Annotated in this window: 14 protein-coding genes; 4 read left to right on the top strand and 10 right to left on the bottom strand. The window is 53.8% G+C overall.

The annotated features are described in order from the left end of the window. Positions 1-75: 75 nt before the first annotated feature. From caiB to caiE, 4 genes are all read left to right on the top strand, one after another. Entirely contained in the window at positions 76-1,293 is a 1,218-nt protein-coding gene (caiB, locus tag ACH0WD_RS10285; RefSeq protein ID WP_001016212.1) for an L-carnitine CoA-transferase, read from the top strand. A gap of 62 nt (positions 1,294-1,355) precedes the next feature. Next, positions 1,356-2,909, top strand: coding sequence for a crotonobetaine/carnitine-CoA ligase (caiC, locus tag ACH0WD_RS10280; RefSeq protein ID WP_000355808.1), 1,554 nt, complete (start codon positions 1,356-1,358; stop codon positions 2,907-2,909). A gap of 53 nt (positions 2,910-2,962) precedes the next feature. Continuing rightward, positions 2,963-3,748 carry a crotonobetainyl-CoA hydratase gene (caiD, locus tag ACH0WD_RS10275; RefSeq protein ID WP_000004376.1) on the top strand — a complete coding sequence of 262 codons (786 nt, stop codon included), beginning with the start codon at positions 2,963-2,965 and terminating at the stop codon, positions 3,746-3,748. Positions 3,749-3,857: 109 nt separating this feature from the next. Then, a complete protein-coding gene (caiE, locus tag ACH0WD_RS10270; RefSeq protein WP_000122859.1) occupies positions 3,858-4,454 on the top strand; it encodes a carnitine operon protein CaiE in 597 nt (198 codons plus the stop codon). A gap of 76 nt (positions 4,455-4,530) precedes the next feature. Here the strand turns inward: caiE and caiF are convergent, their stop codons facing one another. The 10 genes from caiF to citC form a co-directional block, all read right to left on the bottom strand. Beyond that, positions 4,531-4,926 (bottom strand): carnitine metabolism transcriptional regulator CaiF, encoded by a 396-nt coding sequence (gene caiF, locus ACH0WD_RS10265; RefSeq protein ID WP_000333324.1) that lies wholly within the window; start codon positions 4,924-4,926, stop codon positions 4,531-4,533. Positions 4,927-5,199: 273 nt separating this feature from the next. Continuing rightward, a complete protein-coding gene (gene carB / locus ACH0WD_RS10260) occupies positions 5,200-8,427 on the bottom strand; it encodes a carbamoyl-phosphate synthase large subunit (RefSeq protein WP_001126316.1) in 3,228 nt (1,075 codons plus the stop codon). Between the two features lie 18 nt (positions 8,428-8,445). Beyond that, on the bottom strand, positions 8,446-9,594 hold the full coding sequence (gene carA, locus ACH0WD_RS10255) for a glutamine-hydrolyzing carbamoyl-phosphate synthase small subunit (protein ID WP_000597278.1): 1,149 nt from the start codon (positions 9,592-9,594) through the stop codon (positions 8,446-8,448). An 863-nt stretch (positions 9,595-10,457) separates the two neighbouring features. Next, a complete protein-coding gene (gene dapB, locus ACH0WD_RS10250; protein WP_000544032.1) occupies positions 10,458-11,279 on the bottom strand; it encodes a 4-hydroxy-tetrahydrodipicolinate reductase in 822 nt (273 codons plus the stop codon). 179 nt (positions 11,280-11,458) lie between these two features. Next, positions 11,459-12,367: a triphosphoribosyl-dephospho-CoA synthase CitG gene (citG, locus tag ACH0WD_RS10245; protein WP_001103245.1), complete on the bottom strand. Its 909-nt coding sequence runs from the start codon at positions 12,365-12,367 to the stop codon at positions 11,459-11,461. Further along, entirely contained in the window at positions 12,345-12,896 is a 552-nt protein-coding gene (citX, locus tag ACH0WD_RS10240) for a citrate lyase holo-[acyl-carrier protein] synthase (protein WP_000679044.1), read from the bottom strand. Before citX ends, citG begins: the two co-directional genes overlap by 23 nt. Next, on the bottom strand, positions 12,896-14,416 hold the full coding sequence (gene citF / locus ACH0WD_RS10235) for a citrate lyase subunit alpha (RefSeq protein ID WP_000665575.1): 1,521 nt from the start codon (positions 14,414-14,416) through the stop codon (positions 12,896-12,898). The genes citX and citF overlap by 1 nt, the downstream gene beginning before the upstream one ends. A 10-nt stretch (positions 14,417-14,426) precedes the next feature. Next, the gene (gene citE / locus ACH0WD_RS10230; RefSeq protein WP_001247811.1) at positions 14,427-15,296 is read right to left on the bottom strand and encodes a citrate (pro-3S)-lyase subunit beta; all 870 of its coding nucleotides are present in this window, start codon (positions 15,294-15,296) and stop codon (positions 14,427-14,429) included. Continuing rightward, a complete protein-coding gene (gene citD / locus ACH0WD_RS10225; protein WP_000691461.1) occupies positions 15,293-15,586 on the bottom strand; it encodes a citrate lyase acyl carrier protein in 294 nt (97 codons plus the stop codon). Before citD ends, citE begins: the two co-directional genes overlap by 4 nt. A 29-nt stretch (positions 15,587-15,615) precedes the next feature. Next, the gene (gene citC / locus ACH0WD_RS10220; RefSeq protein ID WP_001181439.1) at positions 15,616-16,659 is read right to left on the bottom strand and encodes a [citrate (pro-3S)-lyase] ligase; all 1,044 of its coding nucleotides are present in this window, start codon (positions 16,657-16,659) and stop codon (positions 15,616-15,618) included. Positions 16,660-16,672: the final 13 nt, after the last annotated feature.

The following is a 16,672-nucleotide window of genomic DNA, read 5'->3' as shown; positions in this document are numbered from 1 at the left end:
GCCATCAGACAATCATGCCGGATGGCGCTGTGCTTATCCGGCCTACATACCGCAAAAAATGCCAGGAGAAAAATGATGAATCATTTACCAATGCCAACCTTTGGCCCGCTTGCTGGGGTACGCGTTGTTTTTTCGGGAATCGAAATCGCCGGTCCATTCGCCGGACAGATGTTCGCCGAATGGGGCGCCGAGGTTATCTGGATTGAAAACGTCGCATGGGCCGATACCATTCGCGTACAGCCTAACTACCCGCAGCTCTCACGCCGCAACCTGCACGCCCTGTCGCTGAATATTTTCAAAGATGAAGGTCGGGAAGCGTTTCTGAAACTGATGGAAACCACCGATATTTTCATTGAAGCCAGTAAAGGCCCGGCCTTTGCCCGCCGTGGTATTACTGATGAAGTGCTGTGGGAGCATAACCCGAAACTGGTCATTGCCCACCTTTCCGGCTTCGGCCAGTATGGTACCGAGGAGTACACCAATCTTCCGGCGTATAACACCATCGCGCAGGCATTCAGTGGTTATCTGATCCAAAACGGCGACGTTGATCAGCCGATGCCAGCCTTCCCGTATACCGCCGATTACTTCTCCGGGATGACCGCGACGACAGCCGCGCTGGCAGCCCTGCACAAAGTACGCGAAACGGGTAAAGGTGAAAGCATCGATATCGCCATGTACGAAGTGATGCTGCGCATGGGTCAGTACTTCATGATGGACTACTTCAACGGCGGCGAAATCTGTCCACGTATGACGAAAGGGAAAGACCCCTACTACGCCGGTTGCGGCCTGTATAAATGCGCCGATGGTTACATCGTCATGGAGTTGGTCGGCATCACGCAAATCAACGAGTGTTTTAAAGATATTGGCCTGGCCCATATTCTCGGTACGCCGGAAGTTCCGGAAGGCACGCAGCTCATCCATCGCGTGGAATGCCCTTACGGCCCGCTCGTCGAAGAGAAACTGGACGCCTGGCTGGCAACACACACTATCGCCGATGTTCAGGCGCGCTTTGCTGAGCTGAATATCGCCTGTGCGAAGGTGCTCACCATTCCGGAACTGGAAGGTAATCCGCAGTACGTTGCCCGCGAATCGATTACTCAGTGGCAAACAATGGACGGTCGCACCTGTAAAGGGCCGAACATCATGCCGAAATTTAAAAACAACCCGGGGAAAATCTGGCGTGGCATGCCGTCACACGGCATGGATACCGCCGCCATTCTGAAAAACATTGGTTATAGCGAAGCAGATATTAAGGAACTGGTCGGCAAAGGCCTGGCCAAAGTTGAGGATTAAACGCGATGCGCTAATCGGTTTTCCGGTTAGCGCTCACGCCTGATTTCAGTGGATAAAGCAATATGGATATCGTTGGCGGACAAAACTTACGTCAGATGTGGGACGACCTGGCCGGGGTGTACGGAGATAAAACGGCGTTAATTTTCGAATCCTGTGAGGGAATCGTTCGGCAGTTTAGCTATGCTTCGCTCAATGAAGAGATTAACCGCACGGCGAACCTTTTTTATTCCTTAGGGATCCGCAAGGGTGATAGGGTCGCGCTGCATCTGGATAACTGTCCGGAATTCATCTTTTGCTGGTTTGGACTGGCAAAAATCGGCGCCATTATGGTGCCGATTAATGCTCGCTTACTGGGCGAAGAAAGCGCCTGGATCCTGCAAAACAGCCAGGTGAGTCTGCTGGTTACCAGCGCCCAGTTTTATCCTATGTACCGTGAAATACGCCAGGACAATAGCACTCCGCTTAATCATATCTGTCTGATTGGCGAGCAGCTTCCGGCTGACGACGGCGTGAGTCACTTTACCCAACTGCAATCCCGCCAGTCCACCACGCTGTGCTATACGCCCGCGTTATCCACTGACGATACGGCGGAAATTCTGTTTACCTCAGGCACCACCTCACGGCCTAAAGGGGTGGTAATTACCCACTACAACCTGCGTTTTGCAGGCTACTACTCTGCCTGGCAAATCGCCCTGCGCGATGATGACGTGTACATGACGGTGATGCCCGCGTTTCATATCGATTGTCAGTGTACCGCCGCAATGCCTGCATTCTCCGCTGGCAGCACCTTTGTCCTGCTAGAGAAGTACAGTGCCAGGGCCTTCTGGGATCAGGTACGTAAATATCAGGCGACGGTGACCGAGTGCATCCCGATGATGATCCGCACGCTGATGGTCCAGCCCGCCGCACCAACGGACAGGCAGCATCACCTGCGCGAAGTGATGTTCTATCTCAATTTATCCGAGCAGGAAAAAGACGATTTTACCGAACGCTTTGGCGTCAGGCTGCTGACCTCTTATGGTATGACTGAAACCATTGTCGGAATTATTGGCGACCGTCCCGGAGACAAACGGCGCTGGCCTTCCATTGGTCGCGTGGGTTTTAGCTATGAAGCTGAAATTCGCGACGATCAAAATCGCCCGCTGCCCGCCGGAGAAATTGGCGAAATCTGTATTAAAGGCATCCCCGGCAAGACTATCTTCAAAGAGTATTACATGCAGCCGGAGGCAACCGCCAGGGCGCTGGAACCAGAGGGCTGGTTACATACCGGTGATTCGGGTTACCAGGATGAGGATGGCTATTTCTATTTTGTCGACAGACGCTGCAACATGATTAAACGCGGCGGGGAAAATGTCTCCTGCGTCGAGCTGGAAAATATTATTTCTGCGCATCCGAAAATTCAGGACATTGTGGTGGTTGGTATTAAAGACGCGATCCGTGATGAAGCCATTAAAGCGTTTATTGTCCTTAATGAAGGTGAAACATTAAGCGAAGCCGAGTTTTTCAGCTTCTGCGAAAACAATATGGCGAAGTTCAAGGTTCCCTCTTTTATGGAGATCAGAACCGACCTGCCGCGCAACTGTTCAGGAAAAATAATCAAAAAAAATCTGAAATAAACCTTCCGGCAGGAATCCCTCCCGCCGGAAAACTATTTATCTGGAGATGAACTATGAGTGAGTCATTACATCTGACCCGTAACGGCCCGATCCTGGAAATTACCCTTGACCGACCTAAAGCGAATGCCATTGATGCCAAAACCAGCTTTGCAATGGGTGAAGCTTTTCTTAATTTCCGTGACGATCCGGAATTACGCGTAGCAATCATTACCGGCGGCGGGGAGAAATTCTTTTCTGCTGGCTGGGACTTAAAAGCGGCAGCGGAAGGTGAAGCGCCGGATGCCGATTTTGGTCCCGGCGGCTTTGCCGGTTTAACCGAAATATTTGACCTCGATAAGCCGGTTATCGCCGCGGTGAACGGCTACGCGTTTGGCGGCGGTTTTGAGCTGGCGCTGGCGGCGGACTTTATTGTCTGCGCCGAAAACGCCAGTTTCGCGCTGCCGGAAGCAAAGCTCGGCATCGTGCCTGACAGCGGCGGCGTATTGCGTCTGCCTAAGCTGCTGCCACCGGCTATCGTCAACGAAATGGTAATGACCGGCAGACGAATGAGCGCCGAAGAAGCGCTGCGTTGGGGGATCGTGAACCGCGTTGTCAGCCAGAGCGAACTGATGGATAGCGCGCGCGAACTGGCGCAACAACTGGTCAATAGCGCCCCGCTGGCTATCGCGGCGCTGAAAGAGATTTATCGCGCGACCAGCGAAATGCCGGTAGAAGAAGGCTACCGCTACATCCGCAGCGGCGTACTGAAGCATTATCCGTCGGTACTGCATTCAGAAGATGCGCTCGAAGGACCGCAGGCATTTGCCGAAAAACGCGATCCGGTGTGGAAAGGTCGTTAATGTGACTATGCCGGATGGCGCTTCGCTTATCCGGCCTACAGCACATGCGCAACCGTAGGCCGGATAAGGTGTTTACGCCGCCATCCGGCAAAAAAACCGAGGTACAACTATGAGCTATTACGCCTTTGAAGGACTGATCCCGGTGGTGCATCCGGACGCGTTTGTCCATCCCAGCGCCGTGCTGATTGGCGATGTCATCGTGGGCGCCGGTGTTTATATTGGCCCACTCGCGTCATTGCGTGGGGATTATGGTCGCCTGATCCTGGAGGCAGGCTCTAATCTGCAGGATGGCTGCATTATGCATGGCTACTGCGATACCGATACCATCGTGCATGAGAACGGCCATATCGGCCACGGCGCTATTCTACATGGCTGCGTGGTGGGACGGGACGCCCTGGTCGGCATGAATAGCGTCATTATGGACGGCGCAATGATTGGCGAAGAGAGCATTGTCGCCGCCATGAGTTTTGTCAAAGCCGGATTTCAGGGTGAGGCAAGGCAACTGCTGGTGGGATCACCGGCGCGCGTACTACGCCAGGTTACGGACCAGGAGCTGCACTGGAAACGCCTCAATACCAAAGAATATCAGGATCTTGCGATCCGTTGTCGAACGGGGTTATCTGAAACGAAGCCGTTAACGCAGGTCGAAGAAAACCGACCGCGCCTGAAAGGCACGACGGACGTGAAGCCAAAATCAGCACAGTAATTGATGCCGGATGCGCTCACGCTTATCCGGCCTACGCGTCAATTACCGTTTACCCCGCCAGCAGGTAAACAGACAATTAGCGACGCATACTCTTGGAGAGCATCATCTGCCATTTCTGCTCACGGTTTAGCTCTGTGGGGGGAACGGCAGACAGCCGCGGCGCTTTCGCCACGCTCACTTTTCTTTCCTGCAAATTATGATTCAATCGGCGATAGAGTTGAGAGTCGATACTCACGACTTTCACCAGACGCTGGCACTGGCAGCCTCGTCCTGCAATTTGGTTAGGGATCATCTTCACTTCACAAACAATTTCCCCCACTTCTGACAGAATATAGGAGAGCGTATTAATTGCTTTGCAATGTTCAATATCAAATTGACGGGAAATCTCCCTGGCAGTGATCCATCGGTTCTCTGCCATCATCCAGTCAGCAATTAACAAATAAAGCGGTCTTTCAACATATTTTTCACACATAAGCACACCATTTCACAAATTAAAAATCTGGCTACGGCCTGTCCAAACTAATAAAAACTAAGCCATATTAAAATTGTGGATATGCAAGATAGTATGCGACTTAAATATTGATTAGTGTGAGCAATATCGTGCTTATTACATTGAAAATGTGGTTACGGAAACGGACTTCTCCAGGAATGACCTTACACAAGATAAAAAAAGGGTTTCTTTACAGAAACCCTTTCAACATTATATTACAGGTCCGGTTAGAGCAATATCCGCCGAACCCTTTGTTTACGACTTTTTGATCTGCGCGTGCATTTCCTGCACCGAGGTTACCTTCTCGGTGGCATCAGCATTGAGCGCCATCGTCGTGGCAAAACCGCCGTTCAGCGTGGTGTCATAATGCACCTTGTACTGCAGCGCGCTGCGGCGAATCACCCTGGAGTCTTCAATCGCGCGGCGGCCCGCGGTGGTATTGATGATATAGGTGTATTCGCCATTCTTGATACGGTCCTGAATGTGCGGACGACCTTCATGCACCTTGTTCACCAGACGCGGGTTGATACCGGCTTCGCCCAGCACAATCGCCGTACCGTGGGTGGCATCCAGCTCAAAGCCCTGTTTCAGCAGCTTAGCGGCGAGATCCACCACGCGCTCTTTGTCGCCTTCGCGAACGGAGAGCAGCGCACGGCCCTGTTTCTTCATGGTGGAGTTACTGCCCAGCTGCGCCTTAGCGAACGCTTCCGCGAAGGTACGGCCGACGCCCATCACCTCCCCGGTGGAGCGCATTTCTGGCCCTAACAGCGGGTCAACGCCCGGGAATTTGTTAAACGGCAACACCACTTCTTTCACCGAGTAGTACGGCGGGATAATTTCTTTGGTCACGCCCTGCTCGGTCAGCGATTTGCCGGCCATCACGCGCGCCGCCACTTTCGCCAGCGGCACGCCGGTGGCTTTGGAGACGAACGGCACAGTACGCGCCGCACGCGGGTTGACTTCAATCAGGTAGACTTCGTTGTCCTTGACCGCAAACTGCACGTTCATCAGGCCGCGCACCTGCAACTCGAAGGCCAGCTTCTGCACCTGCTGGCGCATCACGTCCTGAATTTCCTGGCTCAGCGTGTAGGCCGGCAGGGAACAGGCGGAGTCGCCGGAGTGTACGCCCGCCTGCTCAATGTGCTCCATAATGCCGCCAATCAGCACCATTTCGCCGTCGCAGATAGCGTCCACGTCCACTTCAACCGCGTCATCAAGGAAGCGGTCCAGCAGCACCGGCGCATCGTTAGAGACGCTGACCGCCGTCTGGAAGTAGCGACGCAGGTCGGCTTCGTCATAGACAATTTCCATCGCCCGACCGCCCAGCACGTAAGAAGGACGTACCACCAGCGGGTAGCCGATCTCTTTCGCTTTTTCGACAGCCTGTTCAATGGCGGTGACGGTGGCGTTGGCCGGTTGCTTCAGTTTCAGACGGTCAACCGCGTGCTGGAAGCGCTCGCGGTCTTCCGCGCGGTCGATGGCGTCCGGGCTGGTGCCGATAACCGGCACGCCTGCCGCTTCCAGCGCGCGCGCCAGCTTCAGTGGGGTCTGGCCGCCGTACTGCACGATAACGCCTTTCGGCTTCTCGATACGCACGATTTCCAGCACGTCTTCCAGCGTCACCGGCTCGAAGTACAGGCGGTCGGAAGTGTCGTAGTCGGTGGAGACGGTTTCCGGGTTACAGTTGACCATGATGGTCTCGTAACCGTCTTCGCGCAGCGCCAGCGAGGCGTGTACGCAGCAGTAGTCAAACTCAATGCCCTGGCCGATACGGTTCGGGCCGCCGCCGAGGACCATGATTTTGTCGCGGTCAACGGACGGGTTCGCTTCGCACTCATCTTCATAAGTGGAGTACATGTAGGCGGTATCGGTGGCGAATTCCGCCGCGCAGGTATCCACACGCTTGTAGACCGGATGCAGGTTGTATTGGTCACGCAGCTTGCGGATTTCCGCTTCACGCACGCCCGCCAGTTTCGCCAGACGCGCATCGGCAAAACCTTTACGCTTGAGCTGACGCAGGAAGTCGGCGTTGAGGCCGGTAATCCCGACTTCAGCCACTTTCTCTTCCAGACGCACCAGCTCTTCAATCTGCACCAGGAACCAGCGGTCGATGTTGGTCAAGTTGAACACGCCGTCAACGGAGAGACCTGCGCGGAAGGCATCGGCGATATACCAGATACGATCAGCGCCCGCGTCTTTCAGCTCGCGGCGGATTTTAGTCAGCGCTTCCGGGTCGTCGAGGCTCACTTTCGGGTCGAAACCGGTGGCGCCCACTTCCAGGCCGCGCAGCGCTTTCTGCAGGGATTCCTGCTGCGTGCGGCCAATCGCCATCACTTCCCCGACCGATTTCATCTGGGTGGTCAGACGGTCGTTAGCACCGGCGAATTTCTCGAAGTTAAAGCGCGGAATTTTGGTGACAACGTAGTCGATGGACGGCTCGAAGGAGGCCGGTGTACGGCCACCGGTGATGTCGTTCATCAGCTCGTCGAGGGTATAACCCACCGCCAGTTTGGCGGCCACTTTGGCAATCGGGAAGCCGGTGGCTTTCGACGCCAGCGCCGAGGAGCGGGAGACGCGCGGGTTCATTTCGATAACGATCAGACGACCGTTTTTCGGGTTCACTGCGAACTGGACGTTAGAACCGCCGGTTTCGACGCCGATTTCACGCAGTACCGCCATCGAGGCGTTACGCATGATTTGATATTCTTTGTCGGTCAGCGTCTGTGCCGGGGCCACGGTGATGGAGTCGCCGGTATGGATGCCCATCGCATCGAAGTTTTCGATAGAGCAGACGATGATGCAGTTGTCGTTTTTATCACGCACCACTTCCATCTCGTACTCTTTCCAGCCGATCAGCGATTCATCAATCAGCAGCTCGTTGGTTGGCGAGAGGTCCAGACCGCGTTCGCAGATTTCTTCGAACTCTTCACGGTTGTAAGCGATACCGCCGCCGGTGCCGCCCATGGTAAAGGACGGACGGATGATGCACGGGAAGCCCACGTCAGCGGCAACCGCCAGCGCTTCTTCCATGGTGTGCGCGATACCGGAACGCGCGGTGTCGAGACCAATTTTCTTCATCGCGATATCGAAGCGACGACGGTCTTCGGCTTTATCAATGGCGTCGGCGGTGGCGCCAATCATGGTGACGCCGAACTCTTCCAGCACGCCCTGCCGCTCCAGCTCCAGCGCGCAGTTCAGCGCGGTCTGGCCGCCCATGGTCGGCAGCACCGCATCCGGACGCTCTTTTTCAATGATTTTGCGCACCACTTCCCAGTGAATCGGCTCGATGTAGGTGGCATCGGCCATTTCCGGGTCGGTCATGATGGTGGCCGGGTTGGAGTTCACCAGAATAACGCGGTAGCCCTCTTCGCGCAGGGCTTTACACGCCTGAGCGCCGGAGTAGTCAAACTCACACGCCTGACCGATAACAATCGGACCCGCGCCCAGAATCAGGATGCTTTTTATATCTGTACGTTTTGGCATGGCTCTTATTACTCCTGATTATTTCGCGGACTGACGGTATTGCTCAATAAGCTCGATAAAGTGGTCGAACAGCGGCGCCGCATCGTGCGGGCCGGGGCTGGCTTCCGGGTGTCCCTGGAAGCAGAACGCCGGTTTGTCGGTACGGTGAATGCCCTGCAGGGTGCCGTCGAACAGCGACTTGTGGGTCACGCGCAGGTTGGCTGGCAGCGAGTCTTCATCCACCGCAAAGCCGTGGTTCTGCGCGGTGATCATTACCACGTTTCTGTCCATATCTTTTACCGGATGGTTGCCGCCGTGATGGCCGAACTTCATCTTAACGGTCTTCGCACCGCTCGCCAGCGCCAGTAGCTGATGACCGAGGCAGATGCCAAATAGCGGAATGTCGGTTTCGAGGAATTTCTGGATAGCAGTAATCGCGTAGTCGCACGGAGCCGGGTCGCCAGGGCCGTTTGACAGGAAGATGCCGTCCGGATTCATTTTCAGCACCTCTTCAGCAGAGGTCTGCGCTGGCACCACCGTCAGGCGGCAGCCGCGATCCACCAGCATACGTAGAATGTTGCGCTTGGCGCCAAAATCGTAGGCCACCACGTGGAACGGCAGGTCATCCTCAGATTTCGCTTCCGGTAAACCGTCTTTCAGCGTCCAGCTACCCTGCGTCCAGCGGTAGGTTTCCGCCGTGGTCACTTCTTTCGCCAGATCCATACCGTTCAGTCCAGGAAATGCTTTCGCTTTTTCCAGCGCCAGCTTCGCATCCGGGCTATCGCCTGCAATGATGCAGCCGTTCTGTGCGCCTTTCTCACGCAGCAGTCGGGTCAGCTTGCGGGTATCGATATCAGCAATCGCCACGATGTTATGGCGTTTCAGGTAAGAAGAGAGGTCTTCGGTGTTACGGAAGTTGCTGGCAATCAACGGCAGATCGCGAATCACTAAACCTTGCGCATGAACCTGAGAAGATTCTTCATCGGCTTCATTGGTGCCGACATTACCAATATGGGGATAAGTAAGAGTGACGATTTGGCGGGAATAGGAAGGATCAGTGAGGATTTCTTGATAACCGGTCATTGAAGTATTGAAAACGACTTCCCCAACCGCCGAACCTGTTGCCCCTATGGCCCGACCGTGAAACTGGGTTCCGTCTTCCAGAACCAATAGCGCTGACTTAATCAAAACACCCTCCAGAGAATATTCACTCACTTTATTTGCATATTAATTCATTCAGTCAGTATGAAGCAATGCAAATTTGCTTACCCGTGGATTTCTGGCAAACGGCGGCATTCTGAAGTTAAGCCGGATAAAAGTCAACTTAAAGAGGGTGTTTTTTATGTTATTTTGCACATTATAAAGAAGTTATTCTGTTTAAGAGGCAAAAAGATCAACTAAGTGACGATAGAAAACGCTTGCGCTTCCGTGAGTTCGCAAAAAACTGGCTGGCATGATAAAAAGTGGACCAAATGGTCAAATTTCACATTAAAACAACAAAAAACAACGATAAAAATTCATTTAATAGCCATCAACACTATTAAATGCATAAAAAATTCAAAATTAAGCAAATTAACGACAAAAACATTTTAAAAATCAAGGTGTTAAAAACATAAAAAATAAAACAAATGCATCATAAAACCAACAAAAAAAGCAAATTAAGACAATGTAATAAGAATTACAATCGCGATATAAAGATCCAACTTCTTTTTCTTTAAGACTAGCGCATAAGATTGGAACACAACCAGCCTCACTACAGCATAAAAAAGCTAACCCATTGAAGTAAAAGAGATAAAATGACCCCATGGAACAGCACTACCCCCCCAATGGATATCAGTCTTATTAGTCTGGTCGAGGTGCCTTTTGCATACGGTAAGCCACTGCGGCAGAACATGTCGTGGGCGAAGAAACTGTCGAAACATGAATGGTGAAAAGCGTTATTTATCTGACCGAATAACCGGGGGGCAAAAAAACAAAAGGGCAATAATATATTGCCCTTTGTAATCAATTAATCTTGATTACCACAACCACATCACGAAGGTATTTAGTCGCTATAATACATCCAGCCCCAGCACATCCCGCATGTCAAATAGCCCATTTTTCTTCGTTTTTAGCCATAACGCCGATCGCAACGCGCCATTTGCAAACGTCATGCGACTGGAAGCTTTATGCGTAATCTCTACGCGCTCGCCAATATCGGCAAACATCGCGGTATGTTCGCCGACGATGTCGCCCGCGCGTACGGTCGCAAAGCCAATCGTGCCCGGTACGCGCTCGCCGGTATAACCTTCACGCGAGTAGACCGCGCAGTCCTTCAGATTTTTATCCAGCGCCCCGGCGATTGCCTCGCCCATTGCCAGCGCCGTACCCGACGGTGCATCCACTTTATGGCGGTGGTGCGCTTCAATAATTTCAATATCGCTATAGTCGCCCATTACCTTCGCGGCTTTCTCCAGCAGCTTGAGCATGACGTTAACGCCGACGCTAAAGTTTGCGGCGAAAACGATCGCAATCTCTTGCGACGCCTCGCGAATGGCCTGTTTACCGGCGTCGTCAAAGCCGGTAGTACCAATCACCATCCCTTTACCATGCTGGCGGCAAAACGCCAGATGCGTCAACGTGCCTTCCGGACGGGTAAAATCGATGAAAACGTCAAAATCATCTTTTACCGCCTCAAGGCTGCTTTGAACGATCACGCCGGACTTTCCCGCCCCTGCCAGTTCGCCAGCATCGCTGCCCAGCAAGGAAGAGCCTTCGCGCTCCAGCGCGGCACCCAGCTGAACACCTTCCATCGCCATGGCGGCCTGGATTAACTGCCGTCCCATGCGGCCACCGGCGCCGGCAATGGCGACGCGGATTTGTGCTTCATGCATAGCTATTCTCTTTTGTAAAAATTGCGTAAACCGTTTTCAGAGTAACCAGCGCGCCCGGAGGCCGCCATCTAAAATCGCCGATAATTAGAAATTAATGATAAACAGGGAGCGATATCAGTAAAAGACATGATTCATCCCGCAGGATGAATCATTGCTGGAGAGAATGAAAGAAGAGAAACTTACTCAGGATAGAGGGAACCGGCAGGAAAATGACTTAAAAACCAGGTCACTGCCAATAAATCCGCGCTACCGCCAGGGCTTAAGTTACGCAGGATGAGTTCATCATCGAGGGACTGCATCGCTTCAATGCCCCCCTCAACCAATACGCCCCCTTGCCACAACAATTTTTGTGCCTGCTGCTGCACGTAGTAAAGCCCTTCCAGGCCTCCCCGTGACACCAGATTGGTATCATCATTCCACGCCATCAGATGCAACAATGTTTGCAGCAGGGCAAGATGGGTATCGTCATGCTCCTGCACGACCCGGTTAAACACCGGCAAAGCCTGCGTTCTGACGGTTCGAAAACCGCTTTCCGCTTCTCCCCGCGCGCCCGACAGGCCATAGCACTGGAAATGGGTTTCACTCTTTGTCAGTTTTCCCGCTTTTTTTGCTGAGAGCTCGTGGGCAACAATATTCCGACTCAGGCGGGCAACCTGGTCGCAGATACGATTTTGCTCCAACGGTTCTCCCCGCGCGAGAAGTCGGCCAATCGCTGCGCTCAGCAGGCCAAAAGCGAAAATCGCCCCGCGATGGGTATTCACACCATTGGTCGCCTGTAGCATATCGTTCTCACAGGCCATCCCCAGCGGACGCAGCATCACCAGGACATTTTCTGCCGCCACCGCCGCCGTGTTGTTGCCCATGATAAAAAACTTTTCCATCCATGGAGCAATGGCGGTAGTGCTACGTTCAAATGCCGCCAGATCCATATCCCTATGCGCTCCCGAATTACGAATATCGACCAGACCGGGTTTTGGTGTCAGCCTGGCTTCCGTCAGCAGCGCTCTTGCAACCAACCCATTAAGTTCGCCAGCCGCCAGCGATGAGTACGCTGGCGTACGCCGTTCAGTCACAACGCTCACGTTCATAGCATTCAATCCTTCGTGCAATTTCATCCAACAAAAGGTCAAGGGTGTGATGCTTGCCCCGGGCACAGAGATGAGCATCCTGCTGGCATATCAAACATGGCCGGGCAGGATGCCCGAGTTCACGGCGTGATAGCGACTTACCGTCGCTATCAATAATGTCGATGTCCCAAAGCCGCCCTAACGGATGGCGCATCTCTAGTGTCGACATGTGCTGTTTCAACGCCATTGCCGGCGCACAGACCGCTGCCATCCATTCCGGGCCGCTGCGTTCATTTACCTGCATTTCCCAGACGTTGACCCACTCCTTCTGTTCGCAAAGCGCCAGTATTTCGGCAATTGCGTAATCGGCGACACGCCGCCAGACCGCTGAGTTTTTAACGGCGCCCGGTGCAACCAGCGTGAGGGAAATCAACGGTAGCCGATAGCAGTTCAACGCCTGACGCTGCCTGGCGGCACGTTTATCGCGCGCTTGTAGCATCTCCTCCAGCGTAACTGCCTGGCCCTGGTACAGCAGGTCTGTGCCCTTCATCAGCCTTTAACCTGGCGAATCACGTCAATCACTGAACCGTCGCGATAACGCACCACAGCCACCACCCGATCGGTAAACTCAATCGGCTGCGGTTTACCGGTCAGTTGCTCGGCGCGCTGTTGCAGTTGTTCGATGGTCATCAGCGCCACACCCGCAGCACGCAGGTTATCAAGCAGATCCTGACGCGCGGGGTTTACCGCAATACCATGGTCGGTAACCAGCACATCAACACTTGCCCCAGGCGTGACGGTAGTCAGCACTTTTTCTACCACGCAAGGAATACGCCCGCGCACCAGCGGTGCGGTAATAATGGTGAGATCGGCCCCTGCTGCCGTATCGCTATGGCCGCCCGATGCGCCACGCAGTACGCCGTTTGAACCGGTCATCACGTTAACGTTGAAATTCACGTCAATTTCCAGCGCGCTCAGCATCACCACATTCAGGCGTTCGCATGCCGCGCCTTTAGAGCCGGGGTTCGCGTATTGATTGGTTGAAATTTCAATATGATGCGGGTTCTGCGCCAGCGAACGGGCTGCATCGCCATCGAATGATTGCGTATCCAGCAGCGCTTTGATCAACCCTTTCTCATGCAGATCCACCATGGTGCCGGTGATCCCACCCAGGCCAAAACTCGCCGTAATGTTGTGGCGACGCATTTTGTCTTCCAGGAAACGGGTGACCGCCAGAGAAGCGCCACCGGTGCCGGTTTGCAGCGAGAAACCATCACAAAAATAACCCGAGTGTTCGATCACATTGGCCGCCTGCCGGGCGATCAACAGTTCACGCGGGTTGCTGGACAGACGAATCGCACCCGCGGTGATTTTTTCCGGATCCCCTACCTCATCCACCTGCACGATCAAATCAACCTGATCCTGCGCGATACTGGCCGGATAATTGGGGAATTCGACCCACTCTTCAGTCAGGAGCACCACACATTTAGCGTACTGCGCATCAACCTGCGCATACCCCAAAGAGCCGCAGCGTGACTTGCCGCTAAAGCCGTTCGCATTACCAAATTCGTCGCAGCACGGCACGCCGAGGAAAGCGACATCAATATTCAGCTCACCGCTCTGAATCAGCTTTACGCGGCCGCCGTGAGAGTGGATCTGTACCGGGTTTTCCATCAGGCCAGCGGAGATCTCTTCCCCTAACTTGCCGCGCAGCCCGGAGGTATAAATCTGCCGCACCACGCCATTTTTAATGTGTTCGATAAGCGGCCAGTGGGCATCAATTAATGAGCTGGAGGCAAGCGTCAGATCGCGGAATCCCATTTCCGCCAGCTTCGCCATCACCATATTGACAACTTTGTCGCCACCACGAAACGCATGGTGGAAGGATATCGTCATGCCATTTTTAAGCCCGGAACGACGAATAGCCTCTTCAAGCGAGTCACAAATTTTACGCCGACGCTTTTCCGTTTCACTGGCAAGCCACGGGCTGTTCGCTGTTACCCCCTGGTAGGGCTGTAATCCTTCCGGTACGACATATTGCTGGTTGAGCATGGTTACAGTCTCTTTCATGGTTCCTTCCTTAATCACGAATACCGGAAGCCGACAGCGCCACCACTTTGCGCGCGTGGTCGATAATCGGGCCGTCAATCATTTTGCCGTTGAGTGAAACGACGCCCAGACCGCGAGACTCAGCCTCTTCAGCGGCGGCAATCACCTCATACGCATGCTCAACTTCTTTACGTGTCGGAGAATAAGCCTGATGTAACAGCTCAATCTGACGTGGGTTCACTAAGGACTTACCGTTAAAACCAAGCCCTTTCGCCAACTGCACTTCCTTCAGGAAGCCTTCTTCATTATTGATATCCGACCAAACGACATCATAGGCGGCAATACCCGCAACGCGCGCCGCATGCAGCACTGCGCAGCGGGCGTAGAACAGCTCGGTGCCATCGCCCCGGCTGGTGCCCATATCCATCACGTAATCAAATGCCGCCAGCGCAATTGCCACCATGCGCGGGCTGGAGGTGGCGATGTCGACGGCATTGACCACGCCTTTCGCTGATTCGATCGCCGCCATCAGCCTGGTACTGCCGACTTCACGTCCACATTCACGTTCGATCCGTTCAACCTGCGCTTCCAGCTCCAGCACATCGTTTTTGCTGTCGGTTTTCGGCAGACGCACGATATCCGCGCCACCACGCACGACGGCCTCAAGATCGGCCAGACCGAATGGCGTGTTCAGTGGATTAATGCGCACCACTTTTTCAACATCCTGATAGAACGGATGTTGAAGCGCGTGATGGACTAAAAGACGGGCGGTATCTTTCTCACGTAATGCTACGGCGTCTTCTAAGTCGAACATCACCGCGTCCGCACCGTAGACAAACGAGGTGCTCAACATGGCCGCATTTGCGCCGGGGATAAACAACATACTGCGACGAGGTCTCATAACGCACTCCATTGAATTTCCGTTTGTTCTGCAGCGCGTAACGCCGCCGCCTGCACTCGGGCGCGTAAAATACACTCCAGCGCGCCTTTGTCATCGACGCTAACCAGCGCGCGTTCAACGCCCAGCTTCGCCAGCGTTTCCCGAACCACCTGCTCAATCGCCGCGCCAAACTGCTGCTTCACCAGACTCTCTAGCTCCAGCCGAATTCCTGGCTCGCTGGATGGACCAATCCTGATCATCACATCGCTGGATTCCAGCGTGCCTGCCAGGGCATCTTTAATGATTTTCATTAGTTATGTTCCTTGTTAACGGTGTTACGTCATATGGTTTCAGTGTGTCTGGCGGCATGCCGCTGCAGATATGCCAGGGTGCCAGCAGGCACCAGCGCGCTTATTGCCGACCAATTACGTTCGCTATACAGTTTTCTGACGCGAGAGGCGGAAATAGCCGCGCCGTTTTTCTCTACTCGCGCCAGCTCGACGACCTCAATAACCGGGCCGCTACGCTTCGGATCGTGTAAAATGTCGTGCATTCGCTGGTTATAGGCACAGGTCAGAGGACAAAACGGTTCACTGCCGACAAAACGATGGGTAACCCCCAGCGCTGGAGCCAGATGTTCACGGAAGAGTTGCAGATCGATCTGGCAATGGCAGTCGTCCACAACCCCTTTTTCTTTGAGGAAATAGCCGGGAAACGTCGCACGCGAGATCATATAAGCGGAGCCGGAATGCAACGTGACGTTGTCGATGCCCGCGATTCCTTGTTCGATCAGCGCCCAACGGTCGGTATAGGAAAAAAATGAAGCATCTTCTTTGACCACAAACAGATGCAGCCAGTCACAGGCCGCAGCCGCTTGCTCCACCAGATAACGGTGGCCCAATGTAAACGGATTGGCGTTCATGACGATGGCGCCAATCGTTTTTCCCGGTTGACGATAAAGCGCCAGTTGGCGACAAAAGCGCGCTAACCGTTCACTGCTGTTCTCCATTAACACCGCCAGCTCACCTGCCTGCGCAATGGGCCAAAACCCCGCGCCAGAAAACAGCAACCGATTTTGCGGCTTAGTGAACAGGAAAAGCTCGCTGCGGTTTAACTCGTAGGCCAATGTAAGCAGCTCAGTCAGCAGTTTGAGGCTGAGCCCTTCCCCTTGTAAAACCGGGGAAACGGCGATGCATTTCAGTACGTTCCCGGCCAGCGAGCCGCATCCAACTATCTCACCCTGCCAATATGCGCATACCGCGATTTCACAATCGTCTTCCAGGGCGAGTCCCACGCCATCCAGAAACATGGCGACCGACTCGCGACGCAATACATCCTTTTGCAAATAAATGCGTTTAAATATTAGATTCACTCTATTCTGCATCCGTCAGCAAATA

This window comes from Salmonella sp. 2020_1395 (genome assembly GCF_043848115.1).
Lineage (GTDB): Bacteria > Pseudomonadota > Gammaproteobacteria > Enterobacterales > Enterobacteriaceae > Salmonella > Salmonella enterica.
Note: the sequence above shows the minus strand (reverse complement) of the source record. Positions and strands in the feature narration are given on the sequence as shown.